19 protein-coding genes are annotated in these 20,802 nt (G+C 73.9%); 16 read left to right on the forward strand and 3 right to left on the reverse strand.

The genetic code is table 11. The features are described from left to right. Positions 1-163: 163 nt before the first annotated feature. Positions 164-1,711 carry a M4 family metallopeptidase gene (locus GNZ18_RS36855; RefSeq protein WP_308165912.1) on the forward strand — a complete coding sequence of 516 codons (1,548 nt, stop codon included), beginning with the start codon at positions 164-166 and terminating at the stop codon, positions 1,709-1,711. Between the two features lie 182 nt (positions 1,712-1,893). Here GNZ18_RS36855 and GNZ18_RS36860 read toward each other — a convergent pair whose 3' ends face one another. Then, positions 1,894-2,394, reverse strand: coding sequence for an Lrp/AsnC family transcriptional regulator (locus GNZ18_RS36860; RefSeq protein ID WP_156221526.1), 501 nt, complete (start codon positions 2,392-2,394; stop codon positions 1,894-1,896). A 110-nt stretch (positions 2,395-2,504) separates the two neighbouring features. On the opposite strand from GNZ18_RS36860, the gene pdhA reads away from it, so the two are divergent. From pdhA to GNZ18_RS36875, 3 genes are read left to right on the forward strand one after another with little or no spacing between them, the layout of a single operon-like run. Next, positions 2,505-3,665, forward strand: a complete 1,161-nt coding sequence (gene pdhA / locus GNZ18_RS36865) for a pyruvate dehydrogenase (acetyl-transferring) E1 component subunit alpha (protein WP_156221528.1) — start codon at positions 2,505-2,507, stop codon at positions 3,663-3,665. Positions 3,666-3,703: 38 nt separating this feature from the next. Further along, positions 3,704-4,699 (forward strand): alpha-ketoacid dehydrogenase subunit beta, encoded by a 996-nt coding sequence (locus tag GNZ18_RS36870; protein ID WP_156221611.1) that lies wholly within the window; start codon positions 3,704-3,706, stop codon positions 4,697-4,699. Continuing rightward, positions 4,696-5,991 (forward strand): dihydrolipoamide acetyltransferase family protein, encoded by a 1,296-nt coding sequence (locus tag GNZ18_RS36875; RefSeq protein ID WP_312874952.1) that lies wholly within the window; start codon positions 4,696-4,698, stop codon positions 5,989-5,991. The genes GNZ18_RS36870 and GNZ18_RS36875 overlap by 4 nt, the downstream gene beginning before the upstream one ends. Here GNZ18_RS36875 and GNZ18_RS36880 read toward each other — a convergent pair. Continuing rightward, complete coding sequence (locus GNZ18_RS36880; protein WP_312874953.1) at positions 5,978-6,613, reverse strand: TetR/AcrR family transcriptional regulator; 636 nt, start codon at positions 6,611-6,613, stop codon at positions 5,978-5,980. The genes GNZ18_RS36875 and GNZ18_RS36880 overlap by 14 nt on opposite strands. A 143-nt stretch (positions 6,614-6,756) precedes the next feature. Between GNZ18_RS36880 and paaZ the strand changes: the two genes are divergently transcribed. The 7 genes from paaZ (at position 6,757) to GNZ18_RS36915 (ending at position 12,845) form a co-directional block, all read left to right on the forward strand. Beyond that, on the forward strand, positions 6,757-8,808 hold the full coding sequence (gene paaZ, locus GNZ18_RS36885) for a phenylacetic acid degradation bifunctional protein PaaZ (RefSeq protein WP_156221530.1): 2,052 nt from the start codon (positions 6,757-6,759) through the stop codon (positions 8,806-8,808). Between the two features lies 1 nt (position 8,809). Beyond that, positions 8,810-9,739 carry a 1,2-phenylacetyl-CoA epoxidase subunit PaaA gene (gene paaA / locus GNZ18_RS36890; RefSeq protein WP_312874954.1) on the forward strand — a complete coding sequence of 310 codons (930 nt, stop codon included), beginning with the start codon at positions 8,810-8,812 and terminating at the stop codon, positions 9,737-9,739. Beyond that, complete coding sequence (gene paaB / locus GNZ18_RS36895) at positions 9,739-10,023, forward strand: 1,2-phenylacetyl-CoA epoxidase subunit PaaB (protein WP_156221532.1); 285 nt, start codon at positions 9,739-9,741, stop codon at positions 10,021-10,023. The genes paaA and paaB overlap by 1 nt, the downstream gene beginning before the upstream one ends. A gap of 6 nt (positions 10,024-10,029) precedes the next feature. Then, the gene (gene paaC, locus GNZ18_RS36900; protein ID WP_156221534.1) at positions 10,030-10,899 is read left to right on the forward strand and encodes a 1,2-phenylacetyl-CoA epoxidase subunit PaaC; all 870 of its coding nucleotides are present in this window, start codon (positions 10,030-10,032) and stop codon (positions 10,897-10,899) included. Next, positions 10,893-11,390, forward strand: coding sequence for a 1,2-phenylacetyl-CoA epoxidase subunit PaaD (gene paaD, locus GNZ18_RS36905; protein ID WP_156221619.1), 498 nt, complete (start codon positions 10,893-10,895; stop codon positions 11,388-11,390). Before paaC ends, paaD begins: the two co-directional genes overlap by 7 nt. Continuing rightward, the gene (gene paaE, locus GNZ18_RS36910) at positions 11,391-12,491 is read left to right on the forward strand and encodes a 1,2-phenylacetyl-CoA epoxidase subunit PaaE (protein WP_214616538.1); all 1,101 of its coding nucleotides are present in this window, start codon (positions 11,391-11,393) and stop codon (positions 12,489-12,491) included. Between the two features lie 66 nt (positions 12,492-12,557). Further along, entirely contained in the window at positions 12,558-12,845 is a 288-nt protein-coding gene (locus tag GNZ18_RS36915; RefSeq protein WP_214616539.1) for a GlsB/YeaQ/YmgE family stress response membrane protein, read from the forward strand. A gap of 8 nt (positions 12,846-12,853) precedes the next feature. On the opposite strand, the gene GNZ18_RS36920 is transcribed toward GNZ18_RS36915, so the two are convergent. After that, the gene (locus GNZ18_RS36920; RefSeq protein ID WP_156221538.1) at positions 12,854-13,714 is read right to left on the reverse strand and encodes a sigma-70 family RNA polymerase sigma factor; all 861 of its coding nucleotides are present in this window, start codon (positions 13,712-13,714) and stop codon (positions 12,854-12,856) included. 84 nt (positions 13,715-13,798) lie between these two features. Between GNZ18_RS36920 and GNZ18_RS36925 the strand changes: the two genes are divergently transcribed. From GNZ18_RS36925 to GNZ18_RS41600, 5 genes are all read left to right on the forward strand, one after another. Then, positions 13,799-14,143, forward strand: a complete 345-nt coding sequence (locus GNZ18_RS36925) for a VOC family protein (RefSeq protein WP_156221540.1) — start codon at positions 13,799-13,801, stop codon at positions 14,141-14,143. Between the two features lie 148 nt (positions 14,144-14,291). Continuing rightward, positions 14,292-16,235 carry a TerD family protein gene (locus tag GNZ18_RS36930; RefSeq protein ID WP_156221542.1) on the forward strand — a complete coding sequence of 648 codons (1,944 nt, stop codon included), beginning with the start codon at positions 14,292-14,294 and terminating at the stop codon, positions 16,233-16,235. A 99-nt stretch (positions 16,236-16,334) separates the two neighbouring features. Beyond that, positions 16,335-16,712, forward strand: a complete 378-nt coding sequence (locus tag GNZ18_RS36935; protein ID WP_156221544.1) for a DUF485 domain-containing protein — start codon at positions 16,335-16,337, stop codon at positions 16,710-16,712. After that, positions 16,709-18,376, forward strand: coding sequence for a monocarboxylic acid transporter (locus GNZ18_RS36940; RefSeq protein WP_214616541.1), 1,668 nt, complete (start codon positions 16,709-16,711; stop codon positions 18,374-18,376). The genes GNZ18_RS36935 and GNZ18_RS36940 overlap by 4 nt, the downstream gene beginning before the upstream one ends. 248 nt (positions 18,377-18,624) lie before the next feature. Next, on the forward strand, positions 18,625-20,775 hold the full coding sequence (locus GNZ18_RS41600; protein WP_216651564.1) for a S8 family peptidase: 2,151 nt from the start codon (positions 18,625-18,627) through the stop codon (positions 20,773-20,775). Positions 20,776-20,802 lie beyond the last annotated feature (27 nt).

Consider the following 20,802-nt stretch of genomic DNA (forward strand, 5'->3'; position numbering starts at 1 on the left):
GAATGCATTGACACGTTCCGGTGCGGCGGGGTGCACTTCGGGACAGCTCATCGGATGAGTTGCATGTCCCCAGTCCTCGCCCGGCAGACAGGACGCGGCGGAGCGCTCCCAAGCCTCGGCTCCGCGCGCCCTCGGATGGCGGGCCCGTCGAAGGAGCATCCCTGTGAGACACCAGACCGCGATCGGGGCGACGGCACTGGCCGTCGGCCTCGCCGTGGCGATGTCCGCCCCCGCCACAGGAGCGACCTCCGGTACCGCGAAGGCGGCCAAGCCGGACCCCCGCTCTCTTGCCGCCGCGTCGGCCGACACCTTCGTCACCTCCCAGCCCGCGGCGTTCAAGACCGCGCCCAAGGACAAGATCTTCCGGACCAACGTGACGTCCGGCCTGCGCGGTCTCCAGCACGTGGAGTACCAGCGCACCTACGACGGCCTGCCGGTGTACGGCGGCGACTTCGTCGTCACGACCAACGCGTCCGGCGGTGTGCTGAGCTCGTCGGTCAACCAGACCGAGGCGCTCAACGTGGGGACGAAGGCGACCGTCACGGCCGCGCAGGCCGCGCGGGTCTCGCGTGCCAAGGTCTCCAGGGTCTCCACCGTCTCCTCCCCGCGCCTCACGGTGCTGGCCGAGGGCTCGGGACGGCTGGTCTACGAGACGGTCGTGAGCGGTCACCAGAAGCGTGCCGAGACCAAGCTGCACGTGATGGTGGACGCCAAGTCCGGGAAGGTCGTCAAGACCTGGGACGAGGTCCGCGACGCGGCCGACGACCAGAGCAATTACCACGGCACGGTCGATTTGAGTACGGCCGCGACGTCGATGACCGACCCGCAGCGTCCCGGCCACCAGTGCGGCGGCCAGGGCGGTTCCGCCTACACCGGCACCGACAGCGCGTGGGGCAATGGCAGCGGCACCAATCTGGAGACCGCGTGCGTGGACGTGCTGTACGCGGTCCAGAAGGAATGGGACATGCTCAAGGCATGGCTCGGCCGCAACGGCACCAACGGGAACGGGCGCGGGTTCCCCGCGCGTGTGGGGCTGAGTGACGTCAACGCGTACTGGAACGGCAGTTACACCAACTTCGGCCACAACCAGGCCAACAACAAGCAGGCCACCTCGGTCGACGTCGTCGGCCACGAGAACGGCCACGCCGTCTTCACCAACACCCCGGGCGGCGACGGCGGCGGCGGTAACGAGAAGGGCGGGATGAACGAGTCGGCCGGCGACATCTTCGGCGCGCTGACCGAGCACTACATCAACGAGCCCGCCCAGTACGACCCGCCCGACTACCTGGTCGGCGAGGAGGTCGACCTGGTCGGCCAGGGCCCGATCCGCAACATGTACAACCCGGGTGCGAAGGGCGACCCGAACTGCTACTCCTCCTCCATTCCGAGGACGGAGGTGCACAAGGCCGCCGGCCCGCAGAACCACTGGTTCTACCTGCTGGCCGAGGGCTCGAACCCGACCAACGGGAACCCGACGAGCCCGACCTGCAACAACTCCACCGTCACCGGCATCGGCATCCAGAAGGCCGGCCAGATCTTCATGGGCGGCCTCAACAAGAAGGTCAGCAGCTGGACCCACGCCCGCGCGCGGGTCGCGACCGTCCAGGCCGCCAAGGAGCTGTTCGCCGGCTCCTCGGCCGAGTGCAACGCGGTCAAGTCGGCCTGGTCCGCCGTGAGCGTTCCCGCGCAGAGCGGCGAGCCGGCCTGCTGATCCGGCACGGCCGGCACGACAACTGAATGGCTTTTCGAAAAGGGACGTCCCAAGGCTCTCGCCCGTGACCGCCGCCGAATCCCCCGCCGGCAGGCGGCCGAGTCTGGCAACGTCCCCCCGGACACGTCCGGTACGGCCCCGCTCCGTACCGGACGTGTTCTCTTTTCCGCAGCCGGCCGGGGTCAGTGGTGGTGCGGCGTCGGGGTCTCGTCGAAGATCAGCCAGGTGCGGGTGGAGCGGACACCCTCGACCGCGTGGATGCGGCCGAGCACGACGTCGCGCAGGGACGCGTTGTCGGGCGTCCGGACGAGCATGACGAGGTCGACGTCGCCGCCCACGAACGCCAGGTGCTGGATGTAGGGGACCTCGCGGAGCTGCGCCGACACCTTGCGCCAGGAGTTCTGCTCGATGTTGACCAGCACGTAGGCGGCGGTGCCGAGGCCCGCGCGGACGGGGTCGACGCGGGCGGTGAACCCGGCGATGACGCCCTCCTCGATCAGGCGTTCGACGCGCGCGTAGGCGTTGGAGCGGGAGACGCTGACCCGCTCGGCGAGGGCGCGCATCGACAGCCGCCCGTCGGCGGTCAGCTCGCGGAGGAGGGCGCGGTCGACGTCGTCCAGGGACGCCGCCGATCGTCCCGGCGGGGTCGGGGAGGCCGCGCTCTCCGAAGACAGATGGTCCATGTTGGCTCCGGTTGAGGGCAGGTCGTCCTGGATTCCGGCCGACTCTTGAGACTTATGGCCGACCTGTTTCATATTCCTACCACCGATGGAAAATGAGGAGGTGGGGGCGTATGGCGGGTCCACGTCCGAAGGCGCCGCTCCCCTCGCCGGCGGGGCGGTCCACGGCGGAGGGGCGACCCCCCTCGGCGGAGGAGCTGCTTCCCTCGGCGGAGCCGGTGCGGTTCCTGACCGATTCAGGCGCGGTGGTGCGGCGGCGGTCCGCCTACCGGGCGCCGGACGAGGCGCTGCTGCGCCGCGCGTACCGCCGGATGGTCGTCGGACGGCGGTTCGACGCCCAGGCCACGGCGCTCACCAAGCAGGGGCGGCTGGCGGTGTACCCGTCCAGCCACGGCCAGGAGGCGTGCCAGATCGGCGCGGTGCTCGCGCTGAACGAGGACGACTGGCTGTTCCCGACGTACCGGGAGTCGATGGCGCTGGTGGCGCGGGGCATCGACCCCGTCGAGGTGCTCGCGCTGCTGCGCGGGAACGCGCACTGCGGGTACGACCCCGAGCGGCACCACACGGCGCCGCAGTGCACGCCGCTGGCGACGCAGTCCGTCCACGCGGCGGGCCTCGCCTACGCCGAACGCCGCAAGGGGACCGGCCGCGTCGCGCTCGCCTGCGTCGGCGACGGCGCGACCAGCGAGGGCGACTTCCACGAGGCGCTCAACTTCGCCGCCGTCTTCAAGGCGCCGGTCGTGTTCCTCGTCCAGAACAACCAGTACGCCATCTCCGTGCCGCTGGACCGGCAGACCGCCGCGCCCTCGCTCGCCCACAAGGGCGTCGGCTACGGCGTGCGCTCGGAAAGGGTGGACGGGAACGACCCGGTCGCGGTTCTGGCCGTGCTCGGGGCCGCCGTCGAGCACGCGCGGTCCGGAGACGGGCCGTTCCTCGTCGAGGCGTGCACGTACCGGCTTGAGGCCCACACGAACGCCGACGACCCGTCCCGCTACCGGACGGAGGGCGAGGCCGCGCGATGGCGGCGCCGCGACCCGGTCGCGCGCCTGGAGGCCCATCTGCGGCGGCGCGGCCTCCTCACCGACGAGGACGTCGAGGCGTGCGCGGCGGAGGCTGAGGAGTTCGCCTCCCGGCTGCGCGAGCGGATGAACGCCGACCCCGAACTCGTCCCGCTCGGGATGTTCGACCACGTCTACGGCACCCCGACCCCGCAGCTCGACGAGCAGCGGGCGCTGCTGCGCACCGAGCTGGAAGCAGAGGAGGCGCTGCCGTGACGACGACCGCGACGACCGGCACGACCAGCACGACCAGCATGGCGCAGGCCCTCAACGCGGCGCTCCGCGACGCGATGGACGGCGACGACCAGGTCATCGTCTTCGGCGAGGACGTCGGCGCGCTCGGCGGGGTCTTCCGCGTCACCGACGGCCTGACCGACAAGTTCGGCGACGACCGCTGCTTCGACACCCCGCTTGCCGAGGCGGGGATCGTGGGATTCGCCGTCGGCATGGCGATGGGCGGGTTCCGGCCCGTCGTGGAGATGCAGTTCGACGCGTTCGCCTACCCGGCGTTCGAGCAGATCGCCTCCCATGTCGCGAAGACCCGCAACCGCACGCGCGGGCAGGTGGGGCTGCCGCTGGTCATCCGCATTCCCTACGCGGGCGGGATCGGCGGCGTCGAGCACCACTGCGATTCCAGCGAGGGCTACTACGCCCACACCCCGGGTCTGAAGGTCGTCACCCCCGCGACCGTGGCGGACGCGTACTCGCTGCTCCGCGAGGCCATCGAGGACCCCGATCCCGTCATCTTCCTGGAACCGAAGAAGCTGTACTGGTCCAAGGCGGACGTCGCGCTGCCCGCCCGCGCGGAGCCGTTCGGCCGCGCCGCGATCCGCCGGTCCGGCGCCGACGCGACGCTCGTCGCCTACGGGCCGAGCGTGCCGGTGGCGCTGGAGGCCGCCGAGGCCGCCGCGGGCGAGGGCTGGGACCTGGAGGTCGTCGACCTCCGGACGATCGTCCCGTTCGACGACGCCACGGTCGTCGCGTCCGTCCGCAGGACCGGACGCTGCGTCGTCGTCAGCGAGGCCGCCGGGTTCGCCGGGGTCGGCGCGGAGGTCGCGGCCCGCGTCCAGGAGCGCTGCTTCCACAGCCTCCAGGCGCCGGTGCTGCGCGTGACCGGCTTCGACATCCCCTACCCGCCGCCGATGCTGGAGCGCCACCACCTGCCGAACGTCGACCGGATCCTCGACGCGCTCGACCGGCTGCAGCGCGACGACGAGCCCGACACGCGGTTCCTGGGCGGTGCCGCGTGACCGCGACGGTCTTCAACCTGCCCGACCTCGGCGAGGGGCTGACCGAGGCCGAGATCCTGGAGTGGAAGGTGGCGGTCGGCGACCCGGTCACCGTCGACCAGAGCGTCGTCGAGGTCGAGACCGCCAAGGCCGCCGTGGACGTCCCGATCCCGATCGCGGGCGTCGTGGCCCGGCTCTACGCCGACGCCGGGTCGGTGGTCGGCGTCGGCGCGCCGCTGATCGAGATCACCCTCCGGGAGGGCGCCGGCGAGCGGTACCGGGAGGAGGAGCGGGCCGGTTCCGGCAACGTCCTCGTCGGCTACGGGACGAGCGACGGCGCCTCCCGCCGGTCGCGCCGCCGCGCCGCCCGTCCGGAGACCGCGCCCGTGCCCGTGTCCGCGCCCGTGCCCGTGTCCGCGCCCGTGTCCGTGCCCGCATCCGTGCCCGCCCCGAAGCCGGGTGCCGAGGCGCCGCGGGTCATCTCGCCGGTGGTGCGGCGGCTGGCGAAGGAGCACGGCGTCGACGTCGCCGCGATCGAGGCGAGCGGGCCCGGCGGCGTCGTGCTGCGGCGCGACGTCGAGGCCGCGATCGCCAGGCCCGAGCCGCCGGAGGAGGCCCCGGACGTCGTGCGCATCCCGCTCAGGGGGACGCGGCGCGCGATCGCCGAGAAGCTCGTGCGCAGCCGCAGCGAGATCCCCGACGCGAGCACCTGGGTGGACGTCGACGCGACACCGCTGGTGGAGTTGAGGGAGCGCATCGGCCGCGCCGACCCGGACGCGCGCGTCGGCACGCTGGCGCTGCTCGCCCGGATCTGTGTGGCGGGCCTGCGGCGATACCCGCAGCTCAACGCCCATGTGGACGCCGAGCGCGAGGAGATCGTCCAGTCGTCCCGGATCCATCTCGGGTTCGCCGCGCAGACCGGGCGGGGCCTGGTGGTGCCGGTGGTCCGCGACGCGCAGTCCCTCACGCTCGCCGAACTCGCGGCGGCGCTCAGGCGGCGCACCGACGACGCCCGCGAGGGCCGCCTCACCCCCGCCGACCTCACCGGCGGGACGTTCACGCTGAACAACTACGGCGTCTTCGGGGTGGACGGCTCGAACCCCATCCTCAACCACCCCGAGGCCGCCATGCTCGGCGTCGGGCGGATCGTGGACCGGCCGTGGGCGTTCGAGGGCGAGGTGCGGCTGCGGAAGGTCGCGCAGCTCTCGTTCACCTTCGACCACCGGATCTGCGACGGGGGCGTCGCGGGCGGCTTCCTGAGGTTCGTCGCCGACTGCGTCGAGCGTCCCGAACTCCTCGTCACCCACCTGTAGCGCGGGGGTTGCGCAGCCCGTCGAAGGCGACCTTGCTGATGGCGTCGGCGAGCTGCGCCCCGCCCGCGCGGCCGCGCGGGCGGTACCACTCGACGAGCGAGTTGACCAGGCCGAACAGCAGCCGGGCGGTGATCGCGGGGTCGATGTCGGGGCGAATGTCGCCCTCGGCCTCGGCCTGCGCGACCAGCCCGGAGACCAGCCGGTCGAACTCGCGGCGGCGGGCAAGCGCGCGCTTCTCGACGGCGGTGTTGCCGCGCACGCGCAGCAGCAGCGTGACGAACGGGAGCCGCTCGACCAGGACGGCGACGCTGGCGCGGACCAGGTGCTCCAGCCGGTCGATCGCGCGGCCCGGCGCGGCGGCGGCCTCCTCGGCGGCGGCGAACAGGCCGTCGAGGGCGCGGTCGACGGCGAGTTGGAGCAGTTCGTCCTTGCCGGTGACGTGGTGGTAGATCGCGGACTTGCTGATCCCGAGCCGCCGGGCGAGGTCGTCCATGCTGGTGCCGTCGTAGCCGCGCTCGTTGAACACCGTCACCGCGACCGCGAGCAGCCTCTCCCGGTCGTATCCGGGCCGCCCGCGCCGCCGGGTCGCGCGGCCGTCACCCACCTCGCCCACCTCGCTCACCGCGGCATTATCGCAGCAGGCGGCGGCCCGGCGGCCCGGCGCGGCCTTCTCAGCGGCCCGGCACCGAGGTACGATACTTACTGAACGGACGGTCGGTAATTCCACGACTCCGAGGGTTTTCCGAGGACGAGGAGGGCTCGCCCATGGCTCCGCTGCCCAGCTACGTGTCCGGCGCCTGGCACATACCGCCGGACGAGGGGGCGCCGCTCACCGACGCGGTGACGGGCGAGGAGATCGGGCGGATCTCCACCGCGGGCATCGACATGGGCGCCGCGCTCGCGCACGGGCGGCTCGTCGGCGGCCCGGCGCTGGGCGAGCTGACCTTCCACCAGCGCGCCGTCCTGCTCAAGGCGCTGGCCCTGCACCTGCGCGAGCACCGCGAGGAGCTGTACGCGCTGTCCGCGCGGACGGGCGCGACGCTCGCCGACTCGCGGATCGACGTGGACGGCGGCATCGGCGTCCTGCTGTCGTACGCGAGCAAGGGCAAGCGCGAGCTGCCGAACGACACCGTCCTGGTCGACGGGGACGTGGAGCCGCTGAGCAAGGGCGGCACCTTCTCCGGACGGCACATCTGCTCGCCGCTCCAGGGCGTCGCCGTGCAGATCAACGCGTTCAACTTCCCGATGTGGGGCCCGCTGGAGAAGTTCGCGCCCGCGTTCCTCGCCGGGATGCCGAGCCTCGTCAAGCCCGCGAGCCAGACCGCCTACCTCACGGCGCGGCTGGTGGAGCTGATCGTCGCGTCCGGCATCCTGCCCGCCGGGACGCTCCAGTTCGTCTGCGGCGACGCCGGCGACCTGCTCGACCATCTGACCGAGCAGGACCTCGTCGCGTTCACCGGGTCGGCCTCGACCGCGCTGCGGCTGCGGACGCACCCGGTGGTGGCCGGTCGGTCGGTCCGCTTCAACGCCGAGGCCGACTCGCTGAACTGCGCGATCCTCGGCCCGGACGCGCGTCCGGGGACGGCGGAGTTCGACCTGTTCGTCAAGCAGCTCGTCACCGAGATGACGGTGAAGGCGGGCCAGAAGTGCACGGCGATCCGGCGCGCGATCGTCCCGGCGGACCTGGTCGACGACGTCGCGCAGGCGGCGGGGGAGCGGCTCGCTCGCGTGACCGTGGGCAACCCGTCCAACCCGGACGTGCGGATGGGCGCGCTCGCCACGCTCGAACAGCGCGAGGAGGTCCGCCGGAGCCTGAAGGCGCTGACGGACGCCGGACGGATCGTGTTCGGCGACCCCGAGCGGGTCGAGGTGCTCGACGCCGACGCCGAGCGCGGCGCGTTCCTGTCGCCGGTCCTGCTGCGCGCCGACGACCACGGGCGCGCCGAGCCGCACGAGGTCGAGGCGTTCGGGCCGGTCGCGACGCTGCTGCCCTACTCCTCCACGCGGGAGGCGGTCGCGCTCGCGGCCCGGGGGCGCGGCAGCCTGGTCGGCTCGGTCGTCACCGCCGACCCGGGCTTCGCGCGGCAGGTCGTGATCGGCGCGGCGCCCTGGCACGGGCGGCTGCTCGTGCTGAACGAGGAGGACGCGAAGGAGTCCACCGGGCACGGCTCGCCGCTGCCGACGCTGGTGCACGGCGGCCCGGGACGCGCCGGGGGCGGCGAGGAGATGGGCGGCGTGCGCGGCGTCATGCACCACATGCAGCGCACCGCCGTGCAGGGCTCGCCGTCGATGCTCACGGCGATCACCGGGCGCTGGACGCAGGGCTCGCCGCGCGCGCGGGGCGACGTCCACCCGTTCCGCAAGCACCTGGAGGACCTGCGGATCGGCGACACGGTCGTCGCCGGCCCCCGCCCGGTCACGCTGGCCGACATCGAGCACTTCGCGGACTTCACCGGCGACACCTTCTACGCCCACATGGACGAGGAGGCCGCGCGGGCGAACCCGTTCTTCGGCGGCCGGGTCGCGCACGGCTACCTCGTGGTGTCGTTCGCGGCGGGGCTGTTCGTCTCGCCCGAGCCCGGCCCCGTCCTCGCCAACTACGGGCTGGAGAACCTGCGGTTCCTCGCGCCGACGTTCCCGGGCGACGAGCTGACGGTGGCGCTCACCGCCAAGCAGATCACCCCGCGCGAGAACGCCGACTACGGCGAGGTCCGATGGGACACCGAGGTCACCCGGCAGGACGGCGAGGTCGTCGCGAAGTACGACGTCCTGACACTGGTGGCCAAGCGCGAGGCCGCCGAGCCGAAGGAGGTCTGACGTGGATCCGGAGAAGGGCTTCGAGCAGACGATCGAGCGCGACCAGCGGATCGAGCCGCGCGACTGGATGCCCGACCGGTACCGCACGACGATGGTCCGGCAGATCGCGCAGCACGCCCACTCGGAGATCATCGGGATGCAGCCCGAGGGGGAGTGGATCACCCGCGCGCCCTCGCTGCGCCGCAAGGCGATCCTGCTCGCCAAGGTGCAGGACGAGGCGGGCCACGGCCTCTACCTCTACTCGGCCGCCGAGACGCTCGGCGCCGACCGCACCGACCTCACCGAGAAGCTGATCGAGGGCCGGCAGAAGTACTCCTCGATCTTCAACTACCCCACGCTGTCGTTCGCCGACGTCGGGGTGATCGGCTGGCTCGTGGACGGTGCCGCGATCTGCAACCAGGTGCCGCTGTGCCGCAGCTCCTACGGCCCCTACGCGCGGGCGATGATCCGGATCTGCAAGGAGGAGTCGTTCCACCAGCGGCAGGGGTACGAGCTGCTGATGACGCTGATGCGCGGGACGGACGCCCAGCGCGAGATGGTGCAGAACGCGGTGGACCGCTGGTGGTGGCCGTCGCTGATGATGTTCGGCCCGCCCGACGCCGACTCGACGCACACCGCGCAGTCGATGGCCTGGAAGATCAAGCGGCACACCAACGACGAGCTGCGGCAGCGGTTCGTGGACATGACCGTCCCGCAGGCCGAGGCGCTCGGCGTCACGCTTCCCGACCCCGACCTGCGCTGGAACGAGGAGCGCGGGCACCACGACTTCGGCGAGATCGACTGGTCGGAGCTGAAGCGGGTGATCAGCGGCGACGGCCCCTGCAACGCCGAGCGGATCGCGACGCGCCGGGCCGCGCACGAGGAGGGCGCCTGGGTGCGCGCGGCGGCCTCCGCCCACGCCGCGAAGGCGAAGACGAGGGAGGTCGCGTGATGGAGAAGGACTGGCCGCTGTACGAGGTGTTCGTCCGGGGGAAGCGGGGCCTGAACCACGTGCACGTCGGCTCGCTCCGCGCGCCCGACGACGAGATGGCGCTGCGGAACGCGCGCGACCTCTACACCCGGCGCAACGAGGGCGTGAGCATCTGGGTCGTGCGGGCGCGGGACATCATCGCGTCCAGCCCGGACGAGAAGGACCCGTTCTTCGCCCCGAGCGGCGACAAGGTCTACCGGCATCCGACGTTCTACGACATCCCCGAGAACGTCCCGCACATGTGAGGTCCGATGTCCTTCGACAACGCACTCGGCGCGATCACCGAGGACAACGACGAGGCCCGCTGGGCGTTCGGCACCGGTTTCCACGACCCGCTCGCGGGGATCGACGCGTCCGTCCCCGAGGGCGTCGACCGCGACGCCCTCGCCGCGTACTGCCTGATGCTCGGCGACGACGCGCTGATCGCCTCGCACCGGCTCCAGGAGTGGTGCACGCGCGCGCCCGAGCTGGAGGAGGAGGTCGCGCTCGCCAACATCGCGCTCGACCTGATCGGGCAGGCGCGGCTGCTGCTCTCCCGCGCCGCCGCGGCCGCCGGATCGGGCGACGAGGACGAACTCGCCTACTTCCGGGACGCGTCGGGATTCCGCAACGTGCGGTTCGTGGAGGCCCCGAACGGGGACTTCGCGCACTGCACCGTACGGTCGCTGCTGTTCTCGACGTGGCGGCTCGCGCTGCTGGACCGCCTCACCGGCTCCCGCGACCCCGTCCTCGCGGCGATCGCGGCGAAGGGCGTCAAGGAGGTCGCCTACCACCGCGACCACGCCGCGCTGTGGACGATCCGCCTCGGCGACGGCACCGAGTACTCCCACGGGCGGGCGCAGGAGGCGCTGGACGCCCTGTGGCCGCGGGCGGGCGAGCTGTTCGCGACCCACGGGGCCGAGCGGGCGATGGCGGCGGCGGGGGTCGGCGTGGACCCGTCCGACGTGCGGGAGGAGTTCGACGGCGTGCTCGCGCAGGTGCTGGCGGAGGCGACGCTGACCCTCCCCGAACCGGGCCCGACCGCCCTCGCCGGACGGGACGGCTCCCACACCGCCGCCCTGGACGACCTCCTCGGCGACCTCCAGGGCGTCGCCCGCGCACACCCGGGAGCGACCTGGTGAGCACCCTTACGGCCAGAGCGGTGGCGGAGACCGTCACCGACCCCGAGCTGCCCATGCTGACGCTCGCCGAGCTGGGCGTCCTGCGGGACGTGCGGGAGGAGGCCGGGCACGTGGAGGTCCTCATCACCCCCACCTACACCGGCTGCCCCGCGCTGGACGCGATGCGCGACGACCTGCGGGCGCGGCTGGCCGAGGCGGGGCACCGCGACGTGCGGGTGCGGACCGTCCTCGACCCGCCGTGGACGACCGACTGGATCAGCGCGTCCGGGCGCGCCAAGCTCGCCGAGGCCGGGATCTCACCGCCGGGCTCCGCGCCGCGCAGGGCGTCCGGCCCGATCCCGCTGTCCCTCGGCCCGACCCGGCGTGTCCCCTGCCCCCGCTGCGGCTCCGCCGACACCGCGCAGGTGTCGCGGTTCGGCTCGACCGCCTGCAAGTCCCTGCACCGCTGCGCCGCGTGCGGGGAGCCGTTCGAGCACGTCAAGGAGATCTGAGTGACCGTCCTGGACACCGCGGGGGCCGCGCGGCGGCGCGGCGGCTTCCACCCGCTGCGCGTCGCGGACGTCGAGCGGCTCTGCGACGACGCGGTCGCGGTCGCCTTCGAGGTCCCGGACGAGCTGGCCGAGGAGTACGCGTTCACGCCCGGCCAGTTCCTCACGCTGCGGCGCCTCGTCCAGGGGCGGGAGGAGCGGCGGTCCTACTCGATCTGCGCGCCGGCGGGCGCGCCGCCGCGCATCGGCGTGCGGGAGATCCCCGACGGGCTGTTCTCCTCCTGGCTGGTCCACGAGGTGCGGGCGGGCGACGAGATCGAGGTGCTGGCGCCGGCCGGGACGTTCACGCTCGACGCCCCGGGCGTTCGCGGCGCGCACCACGTGCTGGTCGCGGCCGGGTCGGGGATCACGCCGGTGCTGTCGATCGCCGCGTCCGTGCTGGAGGACCCGTCCGCCCGCGTCACCGTCCTGTACGGCAACCGGCGCAGCGGGACGGTCATGTTCGCCGACGAGCTGGCCGACCTGAAGGACGCCCACCCCGACCGGTTCGAGCTGGTGCACGTGCTGTCGCAGGAGCCGCGCGAGGCGGAGCTGTTCAGCGGGCGGCTGGACGCGGCGCGGCTGCGCGAGCTGCTGCCGCGGCTCGTGCCCGTCCACGACGTCGGGCACTGGTGGCTGTGCGGCCCGTTCGCGATGGTCGCCGGGGCGCGGGAGCTGCTCGGCGAGTTCGGCGTGCCGCGCGAGCGCGTCCACCAGGAGCTGTTCCACGTGGACGACGACGGGCCGCCGCCCGCGCCGGTCCGGGAGCGCGGCGCGCCGTCCGGGCCGTCGAGCGAGGTGACGGTCGTCCTGGACGGCCGCTCGACCACCATGACCCAGCCGAGGGACGCGACCGTGCTGGACGCGGCCCAGCGCGTCCGGCCCGACCTGCCGTTCGCGTGCAAGGGCGGCGTCTGCGGGACGTGCCGGGCCCGGGTCGTCGAGGGCGAGGTCCGGATGCGCCGCAACTTCGCGCTCGATCCCGCCGAGATCGCCGCCGGATACGTCCTGACGTGCCAGTCCGTCCCGACCACCGAGCGGCTCACGATCGACTACGACGGCTGATACAGGTGACAAACAGCCCTGAACGGGCACAAGGGCCCCTACTACACCTCGGAGGAGGCGGGACCCGTGACCATCACAGGGATCATCACCGCGATCGTCATCGGGGCGATCATCGGTGCGCTCGGCCGGCTGCTGCTGCCGGGCAGGCAGCCCATCGGCGTGCTGCTCACCGTCGCCATCGGCATCATCGCCGCGCTGATCGGCACCGCGATCGCGCAGAAGGTCGGGGTGAAGACCACCGACGGCATCGACTGGATCGAACTGGTCCTCCAGGTCGGCCTCGCCGTCGTCGGCGTGGCCCTCGTGGCGGGCTGGAAGCAGCGGGGGCGAGGACGCGGCGCCGGCACCCACTGAGGCCGCCGTCAGCGCGCCGGCGGCTCCAGGACGAGCGCCCCGAGCGTCTCGGGCTCGGCGAGCAGGTCGATCGCGGTGATCCGGCCCCCGATGATCGTGAGGTCGAACACGACGCGCGGCCTGCCGTCGACCGTCCAGACGGCTCCGGCGGCGCCGTCCACGAGCGCCGGGCGCGCCCCGTGGGCGCCGCCGGAGAACGTCTCGGCCACACCGGCGGCGCCCCGGACCAGGTCCGCGGCGCCCATCGCGACGCCGGCGCGGTCGGCCCGCATGAGCACGTCCGGGTCGAGCAGGGACAGCAGCGCCTCGAAGTCGCCGGCCCGCGAGGCCGCCAGGAAAGCCTCGACGACCTCGCCGTGCCGGTCGAGGCCGGTGCCCGCCGCGTCCGGTGCCGCCCGGACGCGGCCCCGGGCCCGGCTCGCGAGCTTGCGCGCCGCCGCCGGGGTCCGCTCGACGATCGGCGCGATCTGGTCGAACGGCATCGCGAACATGTCGTGCAGGACGAACGCGAGCCGCTCGGCGGGCGTGAGGGTGTCCAGGACCACGAGCAGCGCCCGCCCGACCGAGTCGACGAGCTGCGCCTCGTCCTCCGGCGTCGTCCCGCCCGCGGTCGAGCGCGCCCGCTCGCCGAGCGGGTCCTCGCGGCGGGACGCGCGGGACCGCAGCATGTTCAGCGACACCCGCCCGACCACCGTGGTCAGCCAGCCGCCGAGGTTCTCGATCCCCTCGGCGCCGGCCCCGGCGAGCCGCAGCCAGGTCTCCTGGACGGCGTCCTCGGCCTCGGCGGCCGAGCCCAGCACGCGCTGGGCCACCGCCCGCAGGCGCGGCCGGTGCTCCTCGAACGCCGAGGCCAGGGATCGCTCGTCCATCGGTCACATTCTCGACCCGGAGGGTGCCGTCCCCGTGACCGGCCCCCGGCCGGGCCCGCCAACCGTTCGACACAGGGAGCGACAATGAGCCAGGGCATCCAGACGATCATCTTCCCCGTCACCGACATCGCGCGCGCCACGCCCATCTTCACCGCGCTGCTGGGCGCGGAGCCCGTCTACGAGGAGTCCTTCTACGTCGGCTACCGGGTCGCCGGGCAGGACATCGGCCTCGACCCGAACGGCCACCGCAAGGGCATGACGGGCCCGGTGCCCTACGTCGAGGTCGAGGACATCGAGGCGACCGTGGCGGCGCTGCTCGCGGCGGGCGCGCGGGCGCAGGACGAGGTCAAGGACGTCGGCGGCGGCAAGCTGATCGCCACCGTCCGCGACGCCGACGGCAACGTGATCGGCCTGGCCCAGACCCCCTGACCCGCAGGTGAATGGCCGATGCCTGCCAGTTGCAGTACCGGTGGACGCCGGATGGCGTGATCGGTGCGATGCTCGTTGTGGCCGCTCCCGACCGTGACCGACCGGTCACGGTGGCCTTCCTGACGCTCGCGGTCGTGGGGAGTGGCGAATGCAGCAGATGCGCAAGGGATCCAACGTCGAACTGTCGAGCCTGACCGAGGCCGAGGGGCCGGTCACCGCCGCGCTGCGCTGGACCGATCCGACCGGCGCGGGGGAGGCGGACGTGGCGGCGCTGCTGCTCGACGCGTCCGGCCGGGTGCGGGGCGACGCCGACTTCGTCTTCTACAACCAGCCCGCGCACCCCGACGGCACCGTCCAGCTCCTCGGGAAGTCGCCGACCGGCGGCGGCAGCGAGGACCGCGTCCTGCTGGACCTCGCGGCGATGCCGGCCGGTGTCGAACGGGTCGTGCTCACGGCGAGCCGGTACGCGGGCGCGACGTTCGGGGACCTGGACGACCTCGGCCTGACCCTCTACGACAGCTCCGGCGCGGCGCTGCTCGGGTTCGACATCGGCGACGCCGCCTCCGAGACCGCGTTCGTGTTCGGCGAGCTGTACCGGCGGGGCGGCGGCTGGAGGTTCCGCGCGGTGGGGCAGGGCTACGCGTCCGGCCTGGCCGGGCTCGCGGGCGACTTCGGCATCAGCGTGGACGACGGGGAGGAGGCCCCGGCAATTCCCGCCGCCGAGGCGGAGCCCGCGCCCGAGGCGGGGGTCGGGGCGGCGGCCGCGCCGGTGAAGGAGCCGCGGCCCGCGCGGGTGCGGACGGCGAAGAGGCGGGTCACGCTGCCGAAGGCGCCGAAGGTCGACCTCGCCGACCACCCCGCCTGGCAGGGCGCGCGGCTGTTCCCGGTCAGCGGCCTGCGCAGCGACCATGAGCGGGAGGCACGCGCCACCTCGACGCTGCTGGCGGTGATGGCGCAGGTCCCCGAGTTCGGGCGGCGGCTCACGGCCAGGTTCAACGCGCCCGCCGGGACCCTCCAGACGTTCGTCGAGACGCCGTTCAAGCACGGCGAGGGCAAGGTGCGTCCGGACGGCGTGATCCGGGTGGCGCGGGCCGGGCGGATCTGGACGGCCCTCGTGGAGACCAAGACCGGCGGCAGCCCGCTGAAGGCCGACCAGGTCGAGGCGTACCTGGACGTCGCCGCGCGCAACGGCTACGAGACCGTGATCACGCTGTCCAACGACCTGGCGCTGGACGGCGAGCACCCGCTGACCGTCGACCGGCGCAAGCTGCGGAAGGTAGCGCTGCGGCACCTGTCGTGGGCGGAGGTCGCGCACGAGGCGCACATGCTCTGCCACCACCACGGGCTCGCCGGGCAGTCGCACGCCTGGCTCCTCGGTGAGCTGCTGCACTACCTGCGGCACGACAACGCGGGCTGCCAGGGCTTCCAGGACATGGGGCAGGCGTGGGTGCCGCTGCGCAACGCGATCACGGCGGGGACGCTGCGTCCGGGCGACCGGTACGCGCCCCGGGTGGCCGAGAGCTGGGAGCGCCTCGTCCGGCAGCTGTGCCTGCGGTTGAGCGGGGAGACCGGGCTCGGCGTCGCGCCGGTGACGCGGCGCAGGCGGGGCGGCGGCGGGGCCGAGGAGCGCCGGGCGGCCGTCGTCGCGTCCCTGGTCGAGACCGGGCGGATGAGCGCCGAGGTGCGGATGGCGAACGCGGCGGGCCCGGTGCGCATCGAGGCCGACCTGCGGACGGGGCAGATCGAGACCTCCGTCGAGGTCCCGGCGGCCGAGCGGGCGCGGTCGCTGACGCGCGTCCAGTGGCTGCTGCGGCGGCTCGCGGACGCGCCGCCCGAGCTGCGCGTGGAGGCGCTCGCGGACGGGTCCGCCGAGGGCCCGTGCGACCTGCTGAAGAACCTGCGGAGCGAGCCGGGGCTGCTCGTGCGGGGCGGGGTGGAGATCTCCTCGTTCCGGCTGGCGCTGCCGACCGGGATGGGCACCAGGCGCGGGACGGACGAGGCGGGCTTCGTCCGGAGCGTCGACCTCGCCGTCGACCGGTTCCACCGCGATGTGCTGCGGGCGATCGAGGATTCGGTGGCGGGCAAGGATTGATCTGCTTCTCCCCAAGTGGCACGCCGCCCCTCCCGGCCCTTGATCTCATGGGGGACCGCAACGGCCACACAGGGTCATGATCGGGTCAGGGGGGACCGTATGGTCTGGGGGGCGCGACCGGCGCGGCGGGGGCCCGAACGGGAGGGCGGCGCCGGTCCCGGGCACTACGCGCACGACGCGCGGTTCGTGCTGCTCAGGAGGAGGTACGCGCGGCTGGCGGCGGGCGTCGCGCTCGGGTTCCTCGGGTGGTACTTCGGCTACGTCGCGCTCTCGGGGTTCGCGCGGGGGCTCATGGCGCGGAAGGTGGCCGGGAACGTCAACGTCGCGCTGCTGCTCGGGCTCCTCCAGTTCGTCTCGACGTTCGCGCTGGCCGGGCTCTACGTCGGCTACGCGCGGCGGCGCCTCGACCCGCTGGCGGCGCGGCTGCGGGCCGACGCCGCCGCGGCGGCCGCCGAGCAGGCCCGGGAACCGCGGTGACCGACGGGCGGACGCTCACGTTCGGGCTGTTCCTCGGCTTCGTCGTCGTCACGCTCGCGATCACCGTCTGGGCGCGGGCCACGACGAAGGGCGCCGACGACTTCTACGCGGGCGGGCGGATGTTCTCCGGGGCGCGCAACGGCGTCGCGCTGGCCGGGGACTACATGTCGGCCGCGTCGTTCCTCGGCATCGCGGGGATCATCGCGCTGTCGGGCTACGACGGGTTCCTGTACTCGGTCGGGTTCCTGGTCGCGTGGGTGCTCACGCTGCTGCTCGTCGAGCCGATCCGCAACGCGGGCCGGTTCACGATGGGCGACGTCCTCGCGCGGCGCGCGCCCGACCGGGCGCCGGTGCGGACGGCGGCGGCCGTCTCCACCGTGACCGTGTCGGTGTTCTACCTGCTCGCGCAGATGGTCGGGGCGGGCGCGCTCGTGTCGCTGCTGCTCGGCATCCGGGCGGGGCACCGGTTCCTCGGCATGTCCGCGGCCGCCGCCCGCACCACCACGATCGTCGCGGTGGGCGTACTGATGATCTGCTACGTGATGTTCGGCGGGATGAAGGCCACGACCTGGGTGCAGATCATCAAGACCGTGCTGCTGACGGCGGGCGCGGCGGCGCTGACCGGGCTGGTCCTCGGCCGGTTCGGCTTCGACGTCAGCGCGATGCTCGGCTCGGCGGCGGACGCCAGCGGCAGCGGCGCCGGGTTCCTCCAGCCGGGGCAGCGGTACGGGCGCGACGTCCCCGGCGACACCTACCGGACCGTCGTCGGCAAGCTCGACTTCGTCAGCCTCGCGCTGGCCCTCGTCCTCGGCACCGCCGGGCTCCCGCACATCGTCACCCGGTTCTTCGCCGTGCCGGACGCGCGCGCCGCGCGGACGTCGGTGTCGTGGGCGATCGGGCTCGTCGGCGTCTTCTACCTGATGACGCTCGCGCTCGGGTTCGGCGCGGCGGCGCTGGTCGGGCGGCACGCGATCCTCGCGCAGGACCCGTCGGGCAACACCGCCGCGCCGCAGCTCGCGCGGGCGCTCGGCGAGCACGCCGCCGGACGGGTCGGCGGCGACGTCCTGCTCGCCTTCATCGGCGCGGTGGCGTTCGCGACGATCCTCGCCGTCGTGTCGGGCCTCGTGCTGGCGTCCGCGACCTCGCTCGCGCACGACTACTTCGGCCAGGTGCTGATGCTCGGCCGCCCGCGCGAGTCGCAGGAGGTCGCGGTGGCGCGGTTCGCCGCGTTCCTCGTCGGGTCGCTGGCGATCGTCCTCGCCGTCGTCGCGCGGAACCTGAACGTGGCGTTCCTGGTCGCGCTGGCGTTCGCGATGGCGGCGGCGGCGAACCTCCCGGCGATCGTGCTGTCGCTGTTCTGGCGCCGGTTCACCCCGGGCGGCGCCGTCGCGGGCATCTACGGCGGGCTGGTCGCCTCGCTGGTGCTCGTCGTGCTGTCGCCGGTCGTCTCCGGCAAGGTCGACCCCGTGACGGGCGAGAACCTGTCGCTGTTCCCGAAGGGGGTCGACTTCCATCTGTTCCCCTTGGAGAACCCCGGTCTCGTGTCGATTCCCATCGGGTTTCTGTGCGCGGTCGTGGGGACGTTCGTCACACGCGGCAAGGCCGACCCGGCACGCTACGACGATCTCGCCGTCCGCGCTCTGACCGGCGTGGGCTCGCACTGAGCCCGTCCTGCCGGGGAGGACGCCGGCGAGGCGCGGGTGGACGGTGATAAGGATGTTGACGGGGAGTAAGGTGCGCGCTGGCCCGGACCGTCCCCGAATGCGACGAGTGCCCGGGGCCCAGCGGATTCGCGTGGCAGAATGATGCCTCGCGGCCCGCGGGCGTACCACGGCCGACTGCCGGGGAGGAGGTGCGCGGAGTGTCCCATGCCGGTCGACGCCGTGTCCGGCGCGCTCGTCCGGTACCACGGGTGTGGATCGCTCCGTCGCTCGGCGCGCGGACGACCGCCGCCCTCACCGCGCTGACCCTCGCCGCCGCCGTCGCGGTACCGGCGGCGCTCACCACCGGGGAACGCGACCGGTCCGTGCACGGCGCGGCGTCCGGCGTCCGGTACGCGGCCAGGGCCGACCAGATCCGCGCCCGCGAATGGCACCTCGGTGTCCTGCGCGCCGCGCGGGCCTGGAGGTGGACGCGCGGCTCCGGCGTCACCGTCGCCGTCCTGGACACCGGGGTCGACCGCCGCCACCCCGACCTCACCGGGCGCGTCCTGGACGGCCCCGACCTCACCGGCGGCGCGCGCAAGCCCGGCGGCAGCTACTGGGGCGTGCACGGGACGTCGATGGCCAGCATCATCGCCGGCCACGGCCACGGGGCCGGGCAGTCGGAGGGCGTGCTCGGCGTCGCCCCGCAGAGCCGCGTCCTGTCGGTGCGCGTCACCCTGGAGAACGACGACCCGCTGCGCCGCGGCGGGCAGACCGTCGGCGACCCCAACGCGATCGCGCAGGGCATCCGGTACGCCGTCGACCACGGCGCCGACATCATCAACATGTCGCTCGGCGGCGGCCACCTGAACTACAACGGCACGCCGTCGCAGGAGGCGGCGATCGAGTACGCGCTCGGCAAGGGCGTGGTGCTGATCGCCTCGGCCGGGAACGACGGCTCCGGGGCCAACAGCAAGAACTTCCCCGCCGCCTACCCGGGCGTGATCGCGGTCGGCGCGCTCGACCGGAGGCTGCGCCTGTGGAAGGACAGCAACCGCCGCTCGCACGCGTCGGTCTGCGCGCCCGGCGTCGACATCGTCAGCGCCGACTCCAGCAGCGGCTACGTCGTCGGGACGGGCACCAGCGCGTCCTCGGCGATGGTCGCGGGCGTCGCCGCGCTGGTGCGCGCCCGCTACCCGAGGCTCACCCCCGACCAGGTGCGGCAGGCGCTCGTGCAGGGCTCCCCGCCGCGCCGCGGCCACCCGACCGGCTCGACGACGTGCGCCGGGACCGTCGACGCCGTCCGGGCGCTGCTCGCCGCGTCCCGGCTCAACCGTGGTGTCCGGAACCCGGCCGCGTCGGCGAAGCCGTCCGCTCCGGCGGCGGGGCCGTCCGCCGCGTCCGAGGACGACGGCACCGACCTGCTGATCCCCGGGGCGCTCGGCGGGGGCGGGCTGCTGCTCGCGCTCGCGCTGCTGATCGCGTGGCGGCTGCGGCGCCGCCGCCGCGGTCCGGACGCCGGCGACCACGCCGACGTCGTCCCCGACTACGGGCTGCCGTCGCCCTCCCCGTACGCCCCGCCCGCGCCGATCGGCGTCGAGTGGGCCCCCGCTCCCGCCGACATGGGCGAGCCGGTCGGGCAGCCGCTGAGCGCGCCGGTGGACGTGCAGCCCTGGGGCCTCGACGAGTCCTACACCACCCCGGACTACCCGCCGATGCCCCCCATGCCGGACGAGGCGGACCACATGCCCCCCGAGCCTCCCGCGCCGCCGTCGGAGCTGCACCCGTTCGTCCCGGAGGAGTACCCGGGGAGCGGACGCGCCGGACGCCGCGGGCTCAACGGCGCCAACGGGCACAACGGCGCCAACGGCCACAACGGGCACGGCCTGAACGGGCACGGGCTGAACGGGCACGGCCTGAACGGGCACGGCCTGAACGGGAGCGGCGTGGCGCCGAACGGCAAGCATCACGGCCCGCCGCCGGACGCGCGGGACCTCAACGACACCGACCCGCTGGACGACGACGACTGGGAGCGGTTCCGGCGCAGCGCCCTGGGTGATCCCGGACGTCCGGACGCGGGCGGCGCCACGCCCATGGTCCCGCCCGTCGCGCCCCCGGCGGCGCCTCCCGCGCAGCCCCCGGCGGCTCCGCCGGAACCGGCGGAACCCCCGCTCGACCCCCACGACCCGCTGGACCCGCGCAACCCGCTCGATCCCCGCGACCTGCTCGAACCCCGCGATCTCGGCGAGTTCGGCGGCCCGCGTGATCTCGGCCCGCGTGACCTCGGCCCGCGTGATCCGCGCGACACGTGGGGTCCGCAGGACCCGCGCGAGCCCCGGGAGTCGCGGGGGCCGCGCGACTCCTCCCCGCCGACCGCGCCCCCGGCCGACGACGAGGACTACCGTCCGCCCTGGTGGTGACCCCGGCGCACCGGCCCCGCGTCCCGC

Source organism: Actinomadura litoris (assembly GCF_009733595.1).
Taxonomy (GTDB): domain Bacteria; phylum Actinomycetota; class Actinomycetes; order Streptosporangiales; family Streptosporangiaceae; genus Spirillospora; species Spirillospora litoris.